Origin of the sequence: Virgibacillus pantothenticus (assembly GCF_018075365.1) — a bacterium.
Classification (GTDB): Bacteria; Bacillota; Bacilli; order Bacillales; family Amphibacillaceae; genus Virgibacillus; species Virgibacillus pantothenticus.
This window is the reverse complement of record NZ_CP073011.1, coordinates 1,390,897-1,408,877: the sequence shown is the minus strand read 5'-3', so window position 1 is coordinate 1,408,877 and position 17,981 is coordinate 1,390,897. Positions and strand designations below refer to the sequence as shown.

The window sequence follows — 17,981 nt, the reverse complement described above, 5'->3', positions numbered from 1 at the left end:
ATGAGTAGTATGAGTGATTGGTGGAAAGATTATCTGGAAACCAATGCGCAAAAAGAAGCGTTAAAGAAACAAATCAAACTGGATTTAGAAGAGAATGTAGATATTACAAAGCTATACTTAGAGCATAGTTACGCAGTTGGGTCACTTTCCCAAAAACATCAGAATATTTTAACCAAAGTCAATCAACATTTTGATGGAAAAGCAAGTCATGCATTGATGAACCGCTTTATAGAGAACATCATTCAGCTTCAAGAAATGGATCGTGTTTACAAGGCGAACTATGAACATGTTAAACTGAAACAGGGGTTTTGGTGAAAGGTTGTTTAGTTAAAATTTATACAGTTTGTGAGATAACTGGAGGCATATCTTGCGTGTAGGTAAGAAAGTTAGAGCTGTGTTAGCTTAAGGCACAGCTCTAACCTCACCCAAAATAGAAAACTACGATTTCCCCTTGTTCCTCTTCGGAAATTCAAAGGTTATTTTCCCTTCTAAGTCCAACGTTAGATACGCATCGAACTTTTTCCCTTTCTTACTTTTAAATCCCTTGATCAAATTCGTTCGCTTTCCTTTTAAAAGAGATTGAACAGCTGTTTGTGGCAACTTTTTCGTTAACATTGTTTTGGGAAGGCTAAATGTACATCCCTTTTGATAGCCACTGCATCCGTAAAATTTCCCCTTATCTTGCAGTTTACCTGTTTGGCACATCGGACAATCGCCAACATAGGGATTCTCTGTTACCTGGTTGATTTCACCTTTTAGCGTTGCCACTTGATTAGGTGCTTGTTCCAATAAATAAGCAACAAATTTCTTTATATTAGCTACAAATTTATCTTGAGAGCCTTCCTTTCTCCCTATTTTAGCTAGGTAGGTTTCCCACTTTGCGGTCATTTCTGGACTGGCTAGCAATGTCCCATCTACTGCTTGGCAAAGCATTTTTCCTTTTGATGTTACGCTCACAACATTTTTCTTTATTTCAATGTACTGTTGGTGTTTTAACGTTTCAATAATGCTTGCCCTAGTAGCCTCTGTTCCAATGCCTTCCTTTTGCTTGAGAATATGCTTTGCCTCTTCATCCTCAACTTCCTTCCCTGCATGTTTCATCACCTGAATTAAATTCCCCTCCGTATACGGCTTCGGAGGTTGCGTTTTCCCTTCTTTAATGAATACGTCTAGCATACAAGCGTCGCCCTGTTTCATGGTAGGAAGCTGCGTATGTTGTTCCTTTTGCTGTTGCTTTTCCTGTTGAAATAAAACCTTCCATCCTCGATTCTTTTCTACTTTTCCTGTTTTATAAAAGCTTAACCCACGTACATCAATGGTTACTTTTGTTTCTTCATATTCATAATCGGGTGCAAACATGGCCAAGGTTGTCGCTAAAATTTCTCGATACACATGCCTTTCTTTTTCCGCCAAACGATCCAGCTGTGGAACTTGTTTAGTTGGAATAATGGCGTAGTGCTCTTGCACCTTCGAGTTGTCTACGTAGGATTTTCTTGCTTCGGGATACTTCACAGAAAAAGAAACGCCTAAACAATTTTGATACGCAGTCAAGTTTTGCTTCACATAAGCAAATTCATTTTCCGTAATATAGTGACAGTCCGTTCGAGGATAGGTGACCAATTTCTTTTCATACAACCCTTGAACAATCTCTAGCACCATAGATGGACTATACTTCCGTTGTTTATTCATCTTTGTTTGTAAAGTAGATAAAGAATGCAGCTTCGGGGCCCTCGTTTTCTTTTGTGCCTTGTCTAGTTCTTTTACCCTCCCAGCTTGCTCGCCTTCTTGAATCCCATACGTCTGTAAAACAGCCATCGCTTTTTGTTTCGTATCATAGCGCTGATTATGCTTAGCCTCAAAGCTTTGTTCATGTATCGTCACATTTCCTGCCAGCTCAAAAAATGGCTGGGACGTAAAGTTTGCAATTTCTTCTTGACGTTTATAAATCAAATAGAGCGTTGGCGTTTGTACGCGTCCGACACTAAATACCCCTTGTAACCCTCGCTCTTGTAAAAGTAGCGTGTATAAACGAGAAGCATTAATGCCGACTATCCAATCACTATATTGTCTTGTTTGTGCTTCTTTATATAAAGGAATATAGTTATTCCCATCTTGTAAATGCTGCAACCCTTTTTCAATCTCTTCCACTTCCAAAGAATTAATCCACAATCGTTTTATCGGTTTATAGCTTGCACCAGCTTGTTGAAGAATACTTCTCGCAATATTTTCCCCTTCCCTGTCACTATCTGTGGCGATAATTATACCTTTCGCTTGGTCGCATAAACGTTTTACCACCTGAAATTGCTTTCGTTTATCTTTGGCTACTTGAAACTGAAACGCATCAGGCATGATGGGCAACTTATTCAAATCCCATTTCTTCCATGTCTGGTTATACGTTTCGGGAGGCACAAGTTCTACTAAGTGACCAAATCCCCAGGTAATATATGCTTTTTCTCCATGAAAAAAACGACTATCTTGTACTTCTAGATACCCGTCTTGTTTGTTGACGTTTTGAAACACATCGCCATAGGCTTTTCCTTGGCTTGGTTTTTCAGCTAAGATTACTACAAGTCCCATTTATGGATCAACTTCCTTTTAAGTTATATTTTGAATGGTATAAGCCTTGTTTGACCTTTTATTAGGTCAAACAAGTAGGTCTTAAATAGTTTCACGCTATAAAAATGTGAAAAATGCTTAGTATCTTGTAATATATTTATTTGAGAAAATGAGGTTTTCAATGAATCTAAGTTGTGTAGCCCTTGTACTTTTCTATTTTTTTCTAGGTCAGCGCAACTGAAAGAAGCAACAGAGCGTAATCCTTTTCAATCTCAAATAGCCATGGACAACTTGTAAGTTTGTGTATGTATATTCAACTTCTTTTGTATAAAGAACATTTATCGGAATTACAGAAAGAGATAAATGTGTTAGCACAGTCTTTTGAAAACTATAGATTATCCAATCCGTTCCGAGAATCGGTGATAAGATATTGGCAACAATCTTATCCGAAATCGGAGATGTAGCACTGTTTGAAAAACCTAAAAAGCTAGTTCCTTATGCCGGATTGGATCCATCTGTCTTTGAATCAGGTAAGTACAAAGCTTCAATTAATCGCATTACAAAGAGAGGCTCATCACGATTGCGACAATCTCTATACATGGCTGTACATGCGGTTTAGCAAGAAATCGAAACAAGAAACTTACTGCTTTTTATCAGCGTAAACGCGATGAAGGAAAACCACATAAAGTCGCTATAATCGCTTGTGAAAATAAGCTTGCTCATTGGATTTATGCGATATTAAAACACCAAGAAGTCTTCGTAGATCAAAATTAAGGCGCGTTAGACTCTAGTTATTAATTTTTTGCCTTTTAAATAAAAGGCTATTCAGTTTGCCTGTTTTTTAGTATAACATGAATATTAAGTTACTTTCATCCATTAGTATTGGCAATTATTAGCTGGTATAATGGAAAACGCCTTAATCGTTAAATTCCATGTGCCAATTTTCTTGCCTTTAATAATCCAATCCTAATGATCTTGTAACCTGTAACCGCTTCTGTTAAATCAAGGGCTGCCCTTTCCGGCTTACACTGTGTATACAATCGTAAACATATTATGTAACATTATGACGTAATCCACATCGCACGCACGGAGCACGATATTTGATATGTATCTCACACAGTTTAAGAGTATTTATTGTCCAAACTCGGGGGTATCCGCACCAACCACACATAGAACAAACAACAAAAGAGTAGACAAATTTGTCTACTCCTTAATACCGACTTTATTAATTTAATAAATATATTACTCTCTTTTTTCATCTAACCGCCGACGAAATACTAAAGCTGAAACAGCGAATATAACAAAAGCTACTACTGAAGCAGCGGTAACCACCTTCAACACATTTCCTATTGGAGATTTAAATAACAGTGCGATCGAGATGATTAAAACGGCACCAGTTAAACCCATTCCTAAAATCGAAGTCGCCAAAACCTTGTTCATCAAATCACCTCACAAATACTCACAAATACTTGAAACAAGCTACCACTCTAGCGATACCACCAGCACAAGCACTGCATATGCACCAATACATGTAGCACATACGGGTCAGTCACTGGTGTCGGTGCTGCACACGAACCACCACACGCAACCGCAATAATATAAGCCGTCGTACCACCAACGCCAAGCACTGCTACAAGACAAGATGCACTGCGCCTACACCCATCGGTTGAATTCCAGAGTCAACCGGCTCTTCTGCAAGTATTTCTTCATCTGTGATATAAGAAATCCCAGTATCCTCAGAATTAACAAGCGTTCCGTCCAAATACGTCTCAACTCGGAAATTTCCTACCCCATTCTTGGTCACTAACATTTTATTTGTCTGCAATGCAGTCTTATCCTCATCGAAGAATACCGTTACGCTTCATCACCTGTAACTACAACAATACTTTGAGTATTATCAGTTTGCGCAGTAACGTTGGAGTTGGAGCTGGAGTTAGGTTTTAAATCGTCATAAAACGACACAGTTCCCTTAAAAACATCAATAACTTTAATTGTTTTTTTGGCAAGTTGGGAATTATTTTAATAGTAATCACTTGCATATTTGGTTATACTTTGTTAATTTTTCCAGCCCATTTTGGTTGAACTTTTATAAAAAAATTTGATCATTTTATATCTTTGATCTTCAACAATCTGGCCCGTTTGTTGAATAAAAAATACTTTTGAATACATTTTCACAAATATATTATTTGGATGTCAAAATTTTCTTTAATTATTTTTTTATCCTTTTCTAATAGTTTAGGTGTTACTATAAATAGTCTATCCATGGCTCTATTAATACCTACATACTGAATACGATGTTCTTCGTTTTCATCTAATTTAGGAGGAGTCAAAAAATCAAATGTGTTAGATATTAGTAAAACATTTTGAAATTCATCACCTTTTGATTATTTATGGCAAACTAATAATGTAGGGACTGGCATTTAATTATATCAGACATGAGGTAAGTCAAAAAGGTGAAACCTATGCAGATGTGGCAAGAAAAATGGAAGTTGACCCACGTACAGTTAGTAAGTATGCAAATCAGGAAGAGTTCAGAAGAAAGAGAAAGCAAAAACGAAAAGCACGGGTGATGGATTCAGTTAAGCAGATAGTAGATAAGTGGATTAAAGAAGATTTGAAGAAGAAAAAGAAGTATAAGAGAACAGCAAAAAAATGTGGCTCTTCGCTAAAGACGATGGTAAAGACTCAAGTCATCTGAAATCCCATGCTAAAGCACGTTAAACGTTGACTGAACTCAATCTTCTATTTGGAATATATCGTTCGTTTCTTCATCCACTTTGCCTACTGTTGCGCAGAAATATCCTCTTGTCCACAAATGCTGTCCCCAGTATCTCTTTTTCAACTCTGGAAATGGATCTTGAAGTAATTGAGAGGACCTTCCTTTTAAGTATTGCATGATTTTACTTGGCGCAAGACTTGGTGGACATGTTAGTAGTAAATGAATATGCTCTTTTCCAACACTTTCTTGCAAGATGGTTAATCCTCTTGCTTCACACCCCCTGTCTTATTAGTTCCCTTGTTCTTACGGCTATTTCTCCACGTAATACTTTATATCGATACTTGGTTACCCAAATAACGTGATATTTTAATATTATATATATCATATACTGCATGGCTATTCTTTTTATATCCGTCCATACTTTTCACCTCATATCTTAGTATGGACAGCTAAAGATAAGGCTAAAAGCGGATACCGTCTAAAGACGGTGGAGTTAGACCATGTAACTTAGAAATTAAAAAAGCAGTCATCATTTTCACTATCCTCCTCGTCATGGCTCTTACCGCGTGTCTCTGTCCATTTTTAGAAGAGTTTTTTCTTTATGGTGCCTCTTTGATTTGGTAACATGAGATGAAATAGAATGATTCATTATGCTACCATGTCATCAACTAGAAACACTAATTGAAAGAAGTATGAAAGCCGGTATAAAAGTAGAAACAATTATTGGAGATACAGCTTATACAGAGAAGGGTAATATAGAATACACCCATAAAAATGACATAGATTTAGTAGCGAAATTAAACCCAGCCATTACACAAGGTAAAAAAGAAGATGAGTTTGAATTTAATAAAGATGCAGGAATGTATGTCTGTAAAGCTGGACATTTGGCGATTCGGAAAGCACGCCAAGGAAAGAAAGGGGTCGCTAAGAACCAAACAGATACCTATTATTTTGACGTGGAAAAATGGAAAGTTTGTCCGCTAAGAGAAGGCTGTTACAAACCTGGAGCTAAAAGCAAGAGTACTCATCTCATGTAGGGGCCCATCTGGCTTGAATTTGTTGATTAATCTCACTGCTAAGAAGATTTTAGTTAACCCTTATAAATGTACGCACCGTTTAATTGCTTTCACATAAGCTATTATTGACTAAATAATTTCCCTTCATTTTGCAGCTCTATTGACAGCAAGGAGGGGTTACCATTTGAAGGACAACGAGTATAAACCGAAGCAATTATTAACCAAACGGGAAAAAGAAGTATTCGAACTATTAGTACAGGATAAAACCACAAAAGAAATTGCCCAGGAATTATTCATATCAGAAAAAACAGTCCGAAACCATATTTCAAATGCTATGCAAAAGCTAGGTGTCAAGGGGCGTTCACAGGCTGTTGTAGAGCTCCTTCGTATGGGGGAATTAAAGCTCTAATCAACTCGGCTTTCCGTAATGGGAAGCCGAGTTTGCGTAATTAGAGACTTTCAATATAGACGGAGGAAAATGTATGGAAATCAAAGGATGAGCTTTGTCAATTATAAGGATCATTTTACGGACGAAGAGCAACTTTAATGGAAGACCGTTTGCATGTGTTATATAAACAGAACAAAATAGGTTTTTTGAATACGTTTTTATCTTCCTATTTATTATTTGTTTTATCTTTAGCATAAACTCCTTTAAACGCCAAAAATCTTGATGGAGGATTTCGACATATTTCGCAAACCCAAACCCTAAGCCTCACAATCTCAACTGGTATTCCTGGAAGGGCTTATTTCCTCTGTGGAAATGAAGCAACCACACCACTTCACTCATTAAGCCCACACTTAACACAGGAATCTGTATGAACTATTACTAAAGACATACACGAAACGATCCAATTTATAGGTTTTACTTTTCTAACAATGCAGCTCTCATCGATGCTTCCAATGATACCGGCTTGCCTGTTTTTGCATGAATATAGACAAGCCTTCCTCGTCCTGTTAAGGCTATTTCTTGTTTGTCGTCTAGTACCATATAATGAATATCAACAGATGATCTGCCGACATGGTGCGCTTTTACATACACATCAACGGTTTGATCAAAGTACAATTGTTTTAAGAAATCACATTGCAGATCAGATACTACGGGGATGCCATCGATATTCAAATTGCCGTCAAAGATGCCAACTGCTTTTAAAAATTCGATTCTAGCCTGTTCAAAATAAATAAACGCTGCTGTATTGTTCATGTGTCCGAATAAATCTGTTTCAGAAAAACGAACTGTAACCGGGATGGAAAATGAAAATGACGATCGCCACTGATTTAAATCTTCTATATAAGAAATTCTCATGCTTTCACTCACCTCATCAATTAGATATATAATGCTTTGGCTTAGAATGCTCTAACGGCTATTGAGCTTTCATACTTGCACAGTTATGTAATTCGTTATCAAAAAAACATACTATTTTAGCTACCTTTTTCCACCTAACTACCTACTTGTCCTATGCCAAAAGCAAAGAGACATTATAGATTTCCTAGTCAACAAGTTAACTTATACACGAGTTAATGTTAATACCCCTTTTACTAGTATGCTGGAATTTACATTATGACTTCCCCAGGCTGCATATGAAAAATATTTCCCGACGTCAAATAATGTGGAGCAATAATATTGCCTGAATGTGCACGTGGATAAATAAACAAAATCGCCAAAACAACCGCTATTCGAAAATTTCTCACTTTTTCAAGTGGAAAAACAGCCCAGAGCCTGGTTAGAGGCAGAGGGCCGTTTGTCAAAACTAGATGTTAATGTGCGTTGTCACTTCCAAAGAAGTTTTTAAACGCTTGAATGTTTGTAGCTCGGTTCATTGCAGCAATAGAGGTTGTTAATGGAATACCTTTAGGGCATACTTGCACACAATTTTGCGAGTTTCCGCAACCATCAATACCCCCGTCTTCCATCAATCCATTTAACCGTTCACTTGCATTCATCGCTCCGGTTGGATGTGCGTTAAACAAACGAGCTTGTGATATGGCAGCAGGTCCAATGAAATTGGATTTGTCATTCACATTTGGACAAGCCTCCAAACAGACGCCACATGTCATACATTTAGATAATTCGTAAGCCCATTGGCGTTTCTTTTCGGGCATACGTGGACCAGGACCTAAATCATGTGTACCATCGATTGGTATCCACGCTTTCACTTGTTTTAACGCATCAAACATGCGTTCGCGGTCAACGATTAAATCACGAACAACTGGAAATGTTGACATTGGCTCTAAGCGGATCGGATGGTCAAGCTGATCCACGAGTGCTGCACAAGATTGTCTTGCAACCCCATTGATCACCATGGAACATGCACCACATACTTCTTCGAGACAGTTCATATCCCATTGTACTGGTGTCGTTTTCTCCCCATTTGCATTAACCGGATTTTGTCTAATTTCCATCAATGCAGAAATAACGTTCATATTTGGCTTATATGGTACTTTAAACGTTTCTTTATAGGAGTTAGAATCAGGGCTGTCTTGTCGAGTTATAATAAACGTAATTGTTTTATTATCAGCCATTCTTACTTACTCCCTTCGCTTTTTTTCGTGTAGTCGCGCTTACGAGGCTTAATTAATGAAATATCGACATCCTCATAAGAAAACTTTGGTGCCTTTTCTTCCATATCAAACTCTGCAATAGTGGTTTTTAACCAGTCTTCATCATTTCTGTCCGGAAATTCTGGCTTATAATGCGCACCGCGACTCTCATTTCGATTATAAGCGCCTTGTGTAATGACACGAGCTAGATGAAGCATGTTTTCCAGTTGACGTGTAAACATGACACCTTGGTTGCTCCAACGAGATGTATCATTAATATTAATGTTTTCAAAACGCTGTAGTAGCTCTTGAATCTTTTCATCTGTTTCTAGTAATTTCTTATTCTCACGCACTACGGTAACATTGTCGGTCATCCACTGACCAAGCTCTTTATGAAGTTGATAGGCATTTTCTTCGCCATCCATGCTCATTAACTTATCAAAGTTATCTTGTTCAACTTTTACATTTTCTTCAAATAAGTTAGCTGACAAATCATCCACATGTTTATCTAAACCTTCAATATACTCCATTGCTTTTGGACCAGCAACAGCCCCACCATAAATGGCCGACAATAGTGAGTTAGCACCAAGTCGATTAGCACCATGCTGCGAATAATCACATTCTCCCGCAGCAAAAATCCCAGGAATATTAGTCATTTGATTAATATCAACCCACAGTCCACCCATAGAATAATGGACAGCAGGGAAGATTTTCATCGGCACTTTTCGAGGATCTTCGCCAACAAATTTCTCATAAATCTCAATAATTCCGCCTAGCTTTATATCTAACTCTTTCGGATCTTTATGAGATAGATCCAAATACACCATGTTTTCACCGTTAATACCAAGCTTTTGATTAACACATACATCAAATATTTCACGTGTTGCGATATCTCTTGGTACAAGGTTTCCATAAGCTGGATATTTCTCTTCTAAGAAATACCATGGCTCTCCATCTTTATATGTCCAAATTCTGCCACCTTCACCACGAGCAGATTCACTCATTAATCGTAATTTATCATCACCTGGGATGGCAGTTGGATGAATTTGAATAAATTCGCCATTCGCATATTTTGCCCCTTGCTGATACAATTTGCTGGCAGCAGATCCTGTATTAATCATTGAATTGGTAGATTTACCGAAGATAATTCCAGGTCCACCAGTGGCAAAAATAGTTGCGTCAGACGGAAATGCTTTGATCTCGTGTGTTTTCACATTTTGAGCTACGATTCCTCTACCAATGCCTTCTTCATCAATTACCGCCCGAACAAATTCCCAGTTTTCATATTTTGTAACAAGGCCCTCTACTTCATAGCGACGTACTTGTTCATCTACCGCATAAAGCAATTGTTGCCCTGTGGTTGCCCCTGCATATGCTGTTCTGTGCATTTGTGTTCCACCAAATCGGCGAAAGTCCAGCAATCCTTCCGGTGTACGGTTAAACATAACACCCATACGATCAAACATGTGTATAATTCCAGGTGCTGCGTCACACATCGCTTTTACTTGCGGCTGATTTGCCAAGAAATCTCCACCATACACTGTATCATCAAAGTGAAGCCAAGGAGAGTCTCCTTCCCCTTTCGTATTGACTGCACCATTTATTCCACCTTGAGCACATACAGAGTGAGAGCGCTTTACAGGAACAATTGAAAATAAATCAACACTTACTCCTGCTTCTGCTGCTTTTATTGTTGCCATTAAGCCAGCCAAACCTCCGCCAACTACGGCAATTTTTCGTTTATTCATAACTTGTCACCCACTCCCTGTTCCTTTAAATTAGACACCGTACGCAAACGTGATGATTGTTCTTACCCCAACATAACTCAACGCCAAGAAGACAATCACCGTTGCATATGTAACAATTTTCTGTGACTTAGGTGTTTGTGTAATCCCCCATGTCACACAGAAGCTCCATAGACCATTAGCAAAGTGAAAAATAGTAGATAGAACACCAATCATATAGAACCAGAACATAAATGGATTGGAAAGAATTCCTTCCATGAGACTGTAGTCTGCTCCTTCTGATCCTAATTGAATTCTAGTCTCCCACACATGCCATACAACAAAGACAAATGTAATGATTCCCGTTATTCGCTGTAAGTAGAACATCCAATTACGGAAAAAGCTATAATTTCTCATGTTGTTTCGTGCTACAAAAACAATATATACCCCTAAAATCGCATGAAACAAAATTGGGATGAAAATAACTCCAAACTCCAATACTAGTCTAAATGGAAGACTGTGCATGAACTCCGCTGCTTTATTAAAATTTTCTTCCCCATAAACAGCGAAATGATTCACCACTAAATGCTGAATCAAAAAGATACCGATTGGAATTACACCTAATAACGAGTGCAATCTTCTTGTTAGAAACTCACGATGCTCTGTCAATGTGTTCCCCCCCTTAATTTGATCAGTAGTTAGTTTCATAATGTTGTACATATTTAAAAGTTCAACTCTTACATTTCTCAAAAAAGGAAAGTACGACGAGTTGACATTGTACAATTGTGACATGTTTATTGTACTTCTAACTGTTTCAAGCGTCAAGAAAACGGTACCTTTATTTCTATTTTTGCATGCGTTAAAAATATTCACATTAAAGGAACTCTTCTTTATATTAAACTACTAACTACAAAACAATCATCTCAGGATAAGAAATAGAAGAATCGCTTGGGTTCCTGTTGCAGACTAAATAAAGTCTGATAAATTGGAATTCCAACCAAGGATCTTCTCTTTCTGAGTGTTAGTTATACATGCTTCCAAACCACACATACCATATTTACTAGAAGCATTTCTCTATAACACGGCACTTGTCTTAATCGAGCATTTTTTGACAGTTGCCCCCCGCCCACATATTCTAAGGATGGTAGTGCGGAACTTACTGTCAGCTACATGCGAAATAAAATAAATTACATCATTTAGTAGTTGACCTAATTATGATAAACTATAAGAAGTCCGATAAAATGTGGTACCCTACTTGCGGGCATCCCTAGTTTTATAGATAATATAGGTATTGAATACAGAAAAAATAGCTCTATGTGCTTTTGTCTTCAGTTACTAATGTAAGTACATAAAATAGATACGGACTTTTAACCCCTTATTTAAAGGGACACAAAGGACTAAACAATCACAAATATATTAGATTTTGATGTACATATCGACTTTCATACATACCTTTTATGATGGTTATTGGGTAGATTATTTTTACGCACATCGACTATGTTAATACGTTAATAAGCTGTATTGTTTTGACTTGAAGCGCTTTTTATATCTTTCTTGCTTGTGATTATTAGTAGAGAGGATGACACAATTGATAAATCAACAGGAAACGGTAATATCCGTTAGTGAATTAGAAACATTACATACAGAAGGTGCAGGATATGATATTTTAAGATATATTAGCTTACCAGAATTATTAGGAAAAGAATCCCATACATTGTTATATTTCATGGGTAGAAAACTAGCACGGAAGTTTGATATACAGACGATGGAAGATATTATCCGTTTATTCGCCCTTTTAGGCTGGGGGCAATTAGAAATGGTTAAAGATAAGCGCAAATCTATCACTTTTCAATTGATGGCTGACGCGGTTGCGCTTCGCTTGCAAGCCCCTTTCCCGACTGATTTCAGATTGGAAGCTGGGTTCTTGGCAGAAGCTCTTTTGCAAATTGAAAATAGAGATTGTGAATGTATAGAATCAATTAACAAAAGGATTCATCAAGTTGAATTTAAGGCGATGTTTTCAACGGATTAACATGGAGTAATGTATTAGCTTAACGAGCTTGGTCAGAACATAAGCACTCTTACTCCGACAAGGAGCTACCAGATTGAAGTGATATCAATAAGCTGAATACGAAACATAACTAAAAAATCACCAGCACCAAAAAAGCAGTAGAACCCGAACGAATGGTGCTACTGCTTTTCTGTTTTGGCGGTTTGAAAATGATTGATAATATTTTCCGCTGTATCACGTGGTATTCCTAATTTCGTGAATTCATCGATACTAGCTTGTTTTATTTCGGTTATCGTTTTAAAATGCGTTAACAACAATCTCCTCCGTTTTTGACCAACACCTGGGATATTATCCAACTCTGATTGCACCACATTTTTCCCACGTAGCTGACGATGAAACGTAATGGCGAAACGGTGCACTTCCTCCTGTACTCGTTGCACAAGATAAAACTCATTCGATTTGCGATCCAAATCAATAACATGAGGTGGAAAACCGTATAATAGCTCACTTGTTTTATGGCGATCATCCTTTGCCAAACCACATAGAGGAATATCAAGCCCCAACTCGTTTTCTAACACATCCAGTGCGGCACTCATTTGCCCTTTTCCACCATCTACAATAATTAAATCAGGTAGTGGCAATTTATCTTTGAGTACTCTCGTATATCTCCTCCGGATAACCTCTCTCATCGTTTCATAATCATCAGGTCCATCTACATCACGAATTTTATACTTGCGATATTCGTTCTTCGCTGGTTTCCCATCTATAAAAACGACCATTGCCGAAACAGGATCTGTCCCTTGAATATTGGAGTTATCAAACGCCTCAATACGGTGTGGCGTCTCGATATTTAACTGTTCCCCTAGATGCTCTACAGCTACAATCGTTCTTTCTTCATCACGTTCAATTATAGAAAACTTTTCACGCAATGAGATTCGTGCATTTTCCTCAGCGAGTTTAACCAACTCTTTTTTTCTACCGCGAAACGGCGTATGCACATCCACTTTCAATAAATCCTTTAACAGCTCTACATTAGTACCAAGCGGGACAAGAATTTGTTTCGGCTTTGGATGATTTTGATGAAGATAAAAGCGTCCAACGTAACTGATGAACGTCTCCTCTGCCTCATCGAAAAACGGAAAAACAGCAATATCACGTTCAATCAACTTCCCTTGCCGAATAAAAAACACTTGAATACACATCCACCCTTTATCATAACTGTAGGCAAAAATATCTCGATCCGTCTGGTCATTCAAGGTCATCTTCTGTTGCTCCATGACAGATTCAATATGGTGGATTTGATCTCTTAATTCTTTAGCTCTTTCAAAATTTAATTGTTCACTCGCTTGATACATTTTCTCCGTTAAATCTTTTTTTATTGTTTTAAACCCACCTTGTAAGAAGGATGAAACACTTTGCACGATAGTTGCGTATTCTTCTTTCGTCGGTGGTTTATCACTGCAGGCAAAGCATTGATTCATATGATAGTACAGGCAAGGACGTCCAGGAGGGTTATTACATTTTCGTAGAGGATATAATCGATCTAATAATTTTTTAGTTTCTCTAGCTGCAATTACATTTGGATATGGTCCAAAGTATTTTCCTCGATCTTTTTTTATCTTCCTCGTAATTAGTAACCTTGGGTGACGCTCTGCAGTAATCTTTAAATATGGATACGATTTATCATCCTTCAGCATAACATTGTATTTAGGATCGTATTTTTTAATTAAATTCATTTCTAAAATAAGTGCTTCTATTTCTGAGGACGTTACGATGTACTCGAAGCTTTCAATTTCCTGAACTAATCGCTGCGTTTTTCGATCATGAGCTCCTGTAAAGTAAGAACGAACCCGATTCTTTAATACTTTGGATTTTCCAATATAAATGACCGTTTCGTATTTATCTTTCATTAAATAGCAGCCTGGTTTAGCAGGTAAAACCGCTAATTTATCTTTTATATTCTGGTTCATCTAACACTCATTCCCTTAACAGACATGTTCTGTGCTGTATGACTCTAGAAAATCCCTTGTCACTATGAGTAACAAGGGATTTTCTTATTTTCTATTCTATTGAATAGTATATCATTTTTTAAGCATGTTTGTTAATTAAATCAACTAATGCCTCTTTGGGTTGAAAACCGATTACTTGGTCTACAACTTGACCATCTTTAAACAACAACAGTGTTGGAATACTCATCACACCAAATTTGCCCGCTGTTTCTTGGTTTTCATCTACATCTAATTTTACAATTTGAACTTTATCAGACATTTCGCTATCAACTTCTTCTAGTACTGGTGCAATCATTTTACATGGACCACACCATGGCGCCCAAAAATCTGCAAGTACTAGACCTTCTGCCGTTTCTTTAGCAAATGTCTGGTCAGTAGCATTGATAATTGCCATTATTTCATTCCTCCTTTTAAAACCTTTCATGATTACGTTGAGTATATCACCGTTTCTATAAGCTTCCTAATATTTTGCTTATGCCTCGGTTATATCATTTCTTGAACATTAAAATCAATTCATACGCTCACTTCGTTATGTACACAGAAAGTCTATCCCTTTTTGATGAGCTAACATCCAATATAGGCACCTGTCTAGATGCAAACCATAATCAAATGAAAAGGTTGGGACATAGGATTTTCATCAAAAATCCAAACTATTGAGAAAGGGTAAATGGCGCAAATAATCCACTCTGGAAATATACTTTCCGCACCTTAGGGTGGCTGGTGAGCCTCCCCGCGCTAACGAACTGCGGGGTCTCACCGATGCCTTTCCTCCTGAGCAAAGTCACCTTTCTTTCCGAAGCTAAATGACCGCATCATTCACTCTTAGAGTTAATGGGATATTACTTTAATTTCTTAATCTCTTCAATTAACAATGGAACAATTTCAAATAAATCTCCAACAATCCCGTAATCGGCTACATGAAAGATAGTTGCTTCGGGGTCTTTATTAATTGCAACAATCACTTTGGAATTCGACATTCCTGCTAGATGCTGAATTGCTCCAGAAATACCTACGGCAATGTATAAATCAGGTGTAACCACCTTTCCTGTTTGACCGATTTGCAAGGAGTAATCACAGTATTCAGCATCACAAGCACCTCGTGAAGCGCCTACTGCCCCACCTAATACTTCCGCTAGTTCATATAAAGGTTTGAAGCCTTCTGCACTCTTTACACCGCGACCACCTGCTACAATTACGTTTGCTTCGGAAAGATCTACACCTTCTGAAGCCTTTCGTACCACATCTTTAATAATCGTGCGGATATCCGCTACGTCCACTGTTTTCTCACCAACATCTCCCGTCCTCGATGTGTCTTTTTCTAGTGATGCGATATTATTTGGGCGAATAGTGAAAAACGTTAATCCATCTGTGATGATTTTCTTTTCAAATGCTTTTCCTGAATAAATTGGACGGACAAATTGGACTTGATCGCCATCCACCTCAATATCCACCGCATCTGAAATCAAGCCTGTATTCAATTTGCTTGCTAACTTTGGCGTAAGATCTTTGCCTATTGCCGTATGCCCCATCACTATTGCGTCGGGAGCTTGTTCAGCAATTACTGCCATAACCGCTTGCCCATATCCTTCAGACGTGTAGTTTTGTAAATTTTCATGAGCTACTGTAACCACACGATCTGCACCATATTGGACCATTTCTTCTCCTAAAGGAGTAAGTTCACCATTTCCGCATATAAGTCCAACTATTTCACCGTCAGGATTAATCTTTTTTGCTGCTGCAATCGCTTCAAAAGAAACATTACGTAATGCTCCGTCCTTTACTTCCCCAATTACTAATATTTTTCCGCTCAAGTCAATTACTCCTCTCTGTCTTAAAATTACAGTACCTTTGCTTCCGTCTTTAATAAAGAAACAAGTTCTTGCACTTGTTGCTGTGGATCCCCTTCAAGCATTTTACCTGCTTCTTTTTCAGGCGGTAAAAAAATGTCTACTGTCTTCGTTTTTGCTGCTACATCATCTTCATCTAAATCCAGATCATCTATTTCTAATTCTTCTAACGGTTTCTTTTTCGCTTTCATAATGCCAGGAAGCGAAGGATAACGCGGTTCGTTTAGCCCTTGCTGACATGTTACCAATACTGGAAGAGCTGTCTCTACTATTTCAACGTCTCCTTCTACATCTTTTTCCATCGTGACTGTTTCGCCATTAATTTTTAAATCTGTAATCGTTGTCACATACGCCATATCTAAAGCCTCTGCTAACCTTGGACCAACTTGGCCGCTTGCTTCATCAATTGCCACATTTCCAGCAAGAATTAAATCTGCTTCTTTATCTGCAAAAAACGCTTCCAAAATCTTTGCTGTTGTAAATTGATCCCCGTCTTCCAAATCATCTTCGGTATTTATTAACACTGCTTTATCTGCCCCCATTGCTAAAGCAGTACGTAATTGTTTTTCAGAATCCTCATCTCCAATAGTAACAACAGTAACTTCTCCTCCGTGCTCATCACGCTGATTAATAGCTTCCTCCACAGCATACTCGTCGTATGGGTTAATAATAAATTCAGCGCCATCATCTTCAATTTGCCCATTTGATATATTGATTTTCTCTTCCGTATCAAAGGTTTTCTTTAGTAGTACATATATATCCATCATTGCTCCTCCTTTTGTTTACTTATCCTGGAAGTTTGGTTTACGCTTGTCAATAAACGCTTGCACGCCTTCTTTTGCGTCATCGGACCCAAAAATTTGCCCAAAGGCTTTTGCTTCTTGCGATACGCCTTCAGCAAACAACCCAGTCTTTGCATAAGGAATCAGTTGCATAATTTGCTGGATCGTCAATTTACTTTTCGCAGCAATTTTCTCAGCTAACTGCTTCGCTTCTTCTTCTAAAACTTCCTCTGTAACTACTTTATTTGCTAGACCATAGGAATATGCCTCTTCCCCGCTAATAGGTTCTCCCGTTAATATCATTTCATATGCTTTTGCTGAGCCGACATAGTGTGGCAAGCGCTGCGTTCCAGCAAAACCAGGAATAATTCCTAACGTTATTTCCGGCAATCCTAGTTTGGCAGATTTTGTTACAATTCGCATATGACAAGCCATAGCAAGCTCCAAGCCACCTCCTAAGGCTGCACCATGGATAGCTGCAATAATTGGAATATGGAATTGTTCCATACGGTCAAATAAATCTTGCCCTCGTTTGGCCATCGATTCATAATCAGATGCTTTCTGCAATGCAGTAAATTCTTTTATATCAGCTCCTGCTGAAAAAAATCTCCCTTCTCCTTTTAATACTACTGCTTTGATACTCGTATTAGCCTCTACCTCGTCCAGCTGCTCAGCCAAGTCCTGTAATAGACTACTAGATAAAGCGTTTGCCGGCGGGCTTTTAATGGTTACGTAAGCGACTGAGTTATTTGTTTCAAAATCTAGTGTCTTCGTCAATT

18 protein-coding genes and 3 pseudogenes are annotated in these 17,981 nt (G+C 38.0%); 6 read left to right on the top strand and 15 right to left on the bottom strand.

The window, feature by feature from the left end:
- On the top strand, positions 1–315 hold the full coding sequence (locus KBP50_RS06585; RefSeq protein WP_050353301.1) for a hypothetical protein: 315 nt from the start codon (positions 1–3) through the stop codon (positions 313–315).
- A 123-nt stretch (positions 316–438) separates the two neighbouring features.
- On the opposite strand, the gene KBP50_RS06580 is transcribed toward KBP50_RS06585, so the two are convergent.
- A complete protein-coding gene (locus KBP50_RS06580) occupies positions 439–2,577 on the bottom strand; it encodes a type IA DNA topoisomerase (protein ID WP_050353302.1) in 2,139 nt (712 codons plus the stop codon).
- Positions 2,578–2,787: 210 nt separating this feature from the next.
- Between KBP50_RS06580 and KBP50_RS06575 the strand changes: the two are divergent.
- Positions 2,788–3,330: pseudogene (locus KBP50_RS06575) on the top strand (transposase); the annotation flags it as partial.
- Between the two features lie 468 nt (positions 3,331–3,798).
- On the opposite strand, the gene KBP50_RS06570 reads toward KBP50_RS06575, so the two are convergent.
- The 3 genes and pseudogenes from KBP50_RS06570 to KBP50_RS06560 all read right to left on the bottom strand — a co-directional run.
- Positions 3,799–3,996: a hypothetical protein gene (locus KBP50_RS06570; protein ID WP_050353303.1), complete on the bottom strand. Its 198-nt coding sequence runs from the start codon at positions 3,994–3,996 to the stop codon at positions 3,799–3,801.
- A gap of 190 nt (positions 3,997–4,186) precedes the next feature.
- Positions 4,187–4,381: a hypothetical protein gene (locus tag KBP50_RS06565; RefSeq protein WP_050353304.1), complete on the bottom strand. Its 195-nt coding sequence runs from the start codon at positions 4,379–4,381 to the stop codon at positions 4,187–4,189.
- Positions 4,382–4,727: 346 nt separating this feature from the next.
- Positions 4,728–4,928: pseudogene (locus KBP50_RS06560) on the bottom strand (UvrD-helicase domain-containing protein); the annotation flags it as partial.
- A 110-nt stretch (positions 4,929–5,038) separates the two neighbouring features.
- Between KBP50_RS06560 and KBP50_RS06555 the strand changes: the two are divergent.
- Positions 5,039–5,254 carry a hypothetical protein gene (locus KBP50_RS06555; protein ID WP_050353305.1) on the top strand — a complete coding sequence of 72 codons (216 nt, stop codon included), beginning with the start codon at positions 5,039–5,041 and terminating at the stop codon, positions 5,252–5,254.
- Positions 5,255–5,290: 36 nt separating this feature from the next.
- On the opposite strand, the gene tnpA is transcribed toward KBP50_RS06555, so the two are convergent.
- Positions 5,291–5,527 (bottom strand): IS200/IS605 family transposase, encoded by a 237-nt coding sequence (gene tnpA / locus KBP50_RS22760; RefSeq protein ID WP_373314183.1) that lies wholly within the window; start codon positions 5,525–5,527, stop codon positions 5,291–5,293.
- A gap of 19 nt (positions 5,528–5,546) precedes the next feature.
- Positions 5,547–5,660 carry a transposase gene (locus KBP50_RS22755; RefSeq protein WP_373688069.1) on the bottom strand — a complete coding sequence of 38 codons (114 nt, stop codon included), beginning with the start codon at positions 5,658–5,660 and terminating at the stop codon, positions 5,547–5,549.
- A 283-nt stretch (positions 5,661–5,943) separates the two neighbouring features.
- Between KBP50_RS22755 and KBP50_RS06545 the strand changes: the two are divergent.
- A pseudogene (locus tag KBP50_RS06545) lies at positions 5,944–6,297 on the top strand (IS5/IS1182 family transposase); the annotation flags it as partial.
- A 178-nt stretch (positions 6,298–6,475) separates the two neighbouring features.
- The gene (locus KBP50_RS06540) at positions 6,476–6,700 is read left to right on the top strand and encodes a helix-turn-helix domain-containing protein (RefSeq protein WP_010651078.1); all 225 of its coding nucleotides are present in this window, start codon (positions 6,476–6,478) and stop codon (positions 6,698–6,700) included.
- A gap of 453 nt (positions 6,701–7,153) precedes the next feature.
- Here the strand turns inward: KBP50_RS06540 and KBP50_RS06535 are convergent, their stop codons facing one another.
- From KBP50_RS06535 to KBP50_RS06520, 4 genes are all read right to left on the bottom strand, one after another.
- Entirely contained in the window at positions 7,154–7,594 is a 441-nt protein-coding gene (locus KBP50_RS06535; protein WP_050353307.1) for an acyl-CoA thioesterase, read from the bottom strand.
- 452 nt (positions 7,595–8,046) lie between these two features.
- Entirely contained in the window at positions 8,047–8,811 is a 765-nt protein-coding gene (sdhB, locus tag KBP50_RS06530) for a succinate dehydrogenase iron-sulfur subunit (RefSeq protein WP_050353308.1), read from the bottom strand.
- A 2-nt stretch (positions 8,812–8,813) separates the two neighbouring features.
- Positions 8,814–10,577 carry a succinate dehydrogenase flavoprotein subunit gene (gene sdhA, locus KBP50_RS06525; RefSeq protein ID WP_050353309.1) on the bottom strand — a complete coding sequence of 588 codons (1,764 nt, stop codon included), beginning with the start codon at positions 10,575–10,577 and terminating at the stop codon, positions 8,814–8,816.
- 30 nt (positions 10,578–10,607) lie between these two features.
- Positions 10,608–11,222 carry a succinate dehydrogenase cytochrome b558 subunit gene (locus KBP50_RS06520; RefSeq protein ID WP_232231304.1) on the bottom strand — a complete coding sequence of 205 codons (615 nt, stop codon included), beginning with the start codon at positions 11,220–11,222 and terminating at the stop codon, positions 10,608–10,610.
- A 919-nt stretch (positions 11,223–12,141) separates the two neighbouring features.
- Here KBP50_RS06520 and KBP50_RS06515 point away from each other — a divergent pair.
- Entirely contained in the window at positions 12,142–12,585 is a 444-nt protein-coding gene (locus tag KBP50_RS06515; protein ID WP_232231305.1) for a YslB family protein, read from the top strand.
- A 158-nt stretch (positions 12,586–12,743) separates the two neighbouring features.
- Here the strand turns inward: KBP50_RS06515 and uvrC are convergent, their stop codons facing one another.
- The 5 genes from uvrC to KBP50_RS06490 all read right to left on the bottom strand — a co-directional run bounded on the left by uvrC (position 12,744) and on the right by KBP50_RS06490 (position 17,979).
- Complete coding sequence (gene uvrC / locus KBP50_RS06510) at positions 12,744–14,534, bottom strand: excinuclease ABC subunit UvrC (RefSeq protein ID WP_050353310.1); 1,791 nt, start codon at positions 14,532–14,534, stop codon at positions 12,744–12,746.
- Between the two features lie 118 nt (positions 14,535–14,652).
- The gene (trxA, locus tag KBP50_RS06505; RefSeq protein ID WP_050353311.1) at positions 14,653–14,967 is read right to left on the bottom strand and encodes a thioredoxin; all 315 of its coding nucleotides are present in this window, start codon (positions 14,965–14,967) and stop codon (positions 14,653–14,655) included.
- 445 nt (positions 14,968–15,412) lie between these two features.
- The gene (locus KBP50_RS06500; protein WP_050353312.1) at positions 15,413–16,384 is read right to left on the bottom strand and encodes an electron transfer flavoprotein subunit alpha/FixB family protein; all 972 of its coding nucleotides are present in this window, start codon (positions 16,382–16,384) and stop codon (positions 15,413–15,415) included.
- Between the two features lie 26 nt (positions 16,385–16,410).
- A complete protein-coding gene (locus tag KBP50_RS06495; RefSeq protein WP_050353313.1) occupies positions 16,411–17,184 on the bottom strand; it encodes an electron transfer flavoprotein subunit beta/FixA family protein in 774 nt (257 codons plus the stop codon).
- 18 nt (positions 17,185–17,202) lie between these two features.
- A complete protein-coding gene (locus KBP50_RS06490; protein ID WP_050353314.1) occupies positions 17,203–17,979 on the bottom strand; it encodes an enoyl-CoA hydratase in 777 nt (258 codons plus the stop codon).
- Positions 17,980–17,981 lie beyond the last annotated feature (2 nt).

Coding starts and splice junctions, on each gene's coding strand:
- KBP50_RS06535 (WP_050353307.1), bottom strand. CDS start 7,594: ATGAGAATTTCTTATATAGAAGATTTAAATCAGTGGCGATCGTCATTT.
- KBP50_RS06495 (WP_050353313.1), bottom strand. CDS start 17,184: ATGGATATATATGTACTACTAAAGAAAACCTTTGATACGGAAGAGAAA.
- KBP50_RS06570 (WP_050353303.1), bottom strand. CDS start 3,996: ATGAACAAGGTTTTGGCGACTTCGATTTTAGGAATGGGTTTAACTGGT.
- KBP50_RS06585 (WP_050353301.1), top strand. CDS start 1: ATGAGTAGTATGAGTGATTGGTGGAAAGATTATCTGGAAACCAATGCG.
- KBP50_RS06555 (WP_050353305.1), top strand. CDS start 5,039: ATGGAAGTTGACCCACGTACAGTTAGTAAGTATGCAAATCAGGAAGAG.
- uvrC (WP_050353310.1), bottom strand. CDS start 14,534: ATGAACCAGAATATAAAAGATAAATTAGCGGTTTTACCTGCTAAACCA.
- sdhA (WP_050353309.1), bottom strand. CDS start 10,577: ATGAATAAACGAAAAATTGCCGTAGTTGGCGGAGGTTTGGCTGGCTTA.
- trxA (WP_050353311.1), bottom strand. CDS start 14,967: ATGGCAATTATCAATGCTACTGACCAGACATTTGCTAAAGAAACGGCA.
- KBP50_RS22755 (WP_373688069.1), bottom strand. CDS start 5,660: ATGATATATATAATATTAAAATATCACGTTATTTGGGTAACCAAGTAT.
- sdhB (WP_050353308.1), bottom strand. CDS start 8,811: ATGGCTGATAATAAAACAATTACGTTTATTATAACTCGACAAGACAGC.
- KBP50_RS06580 (WP_050353302.1), bottom strand. CDS start 2,577: ATGGGACTTGTAGTAATCTTAGCTGAAAAACCAAGCCAAGGAAAAGCC.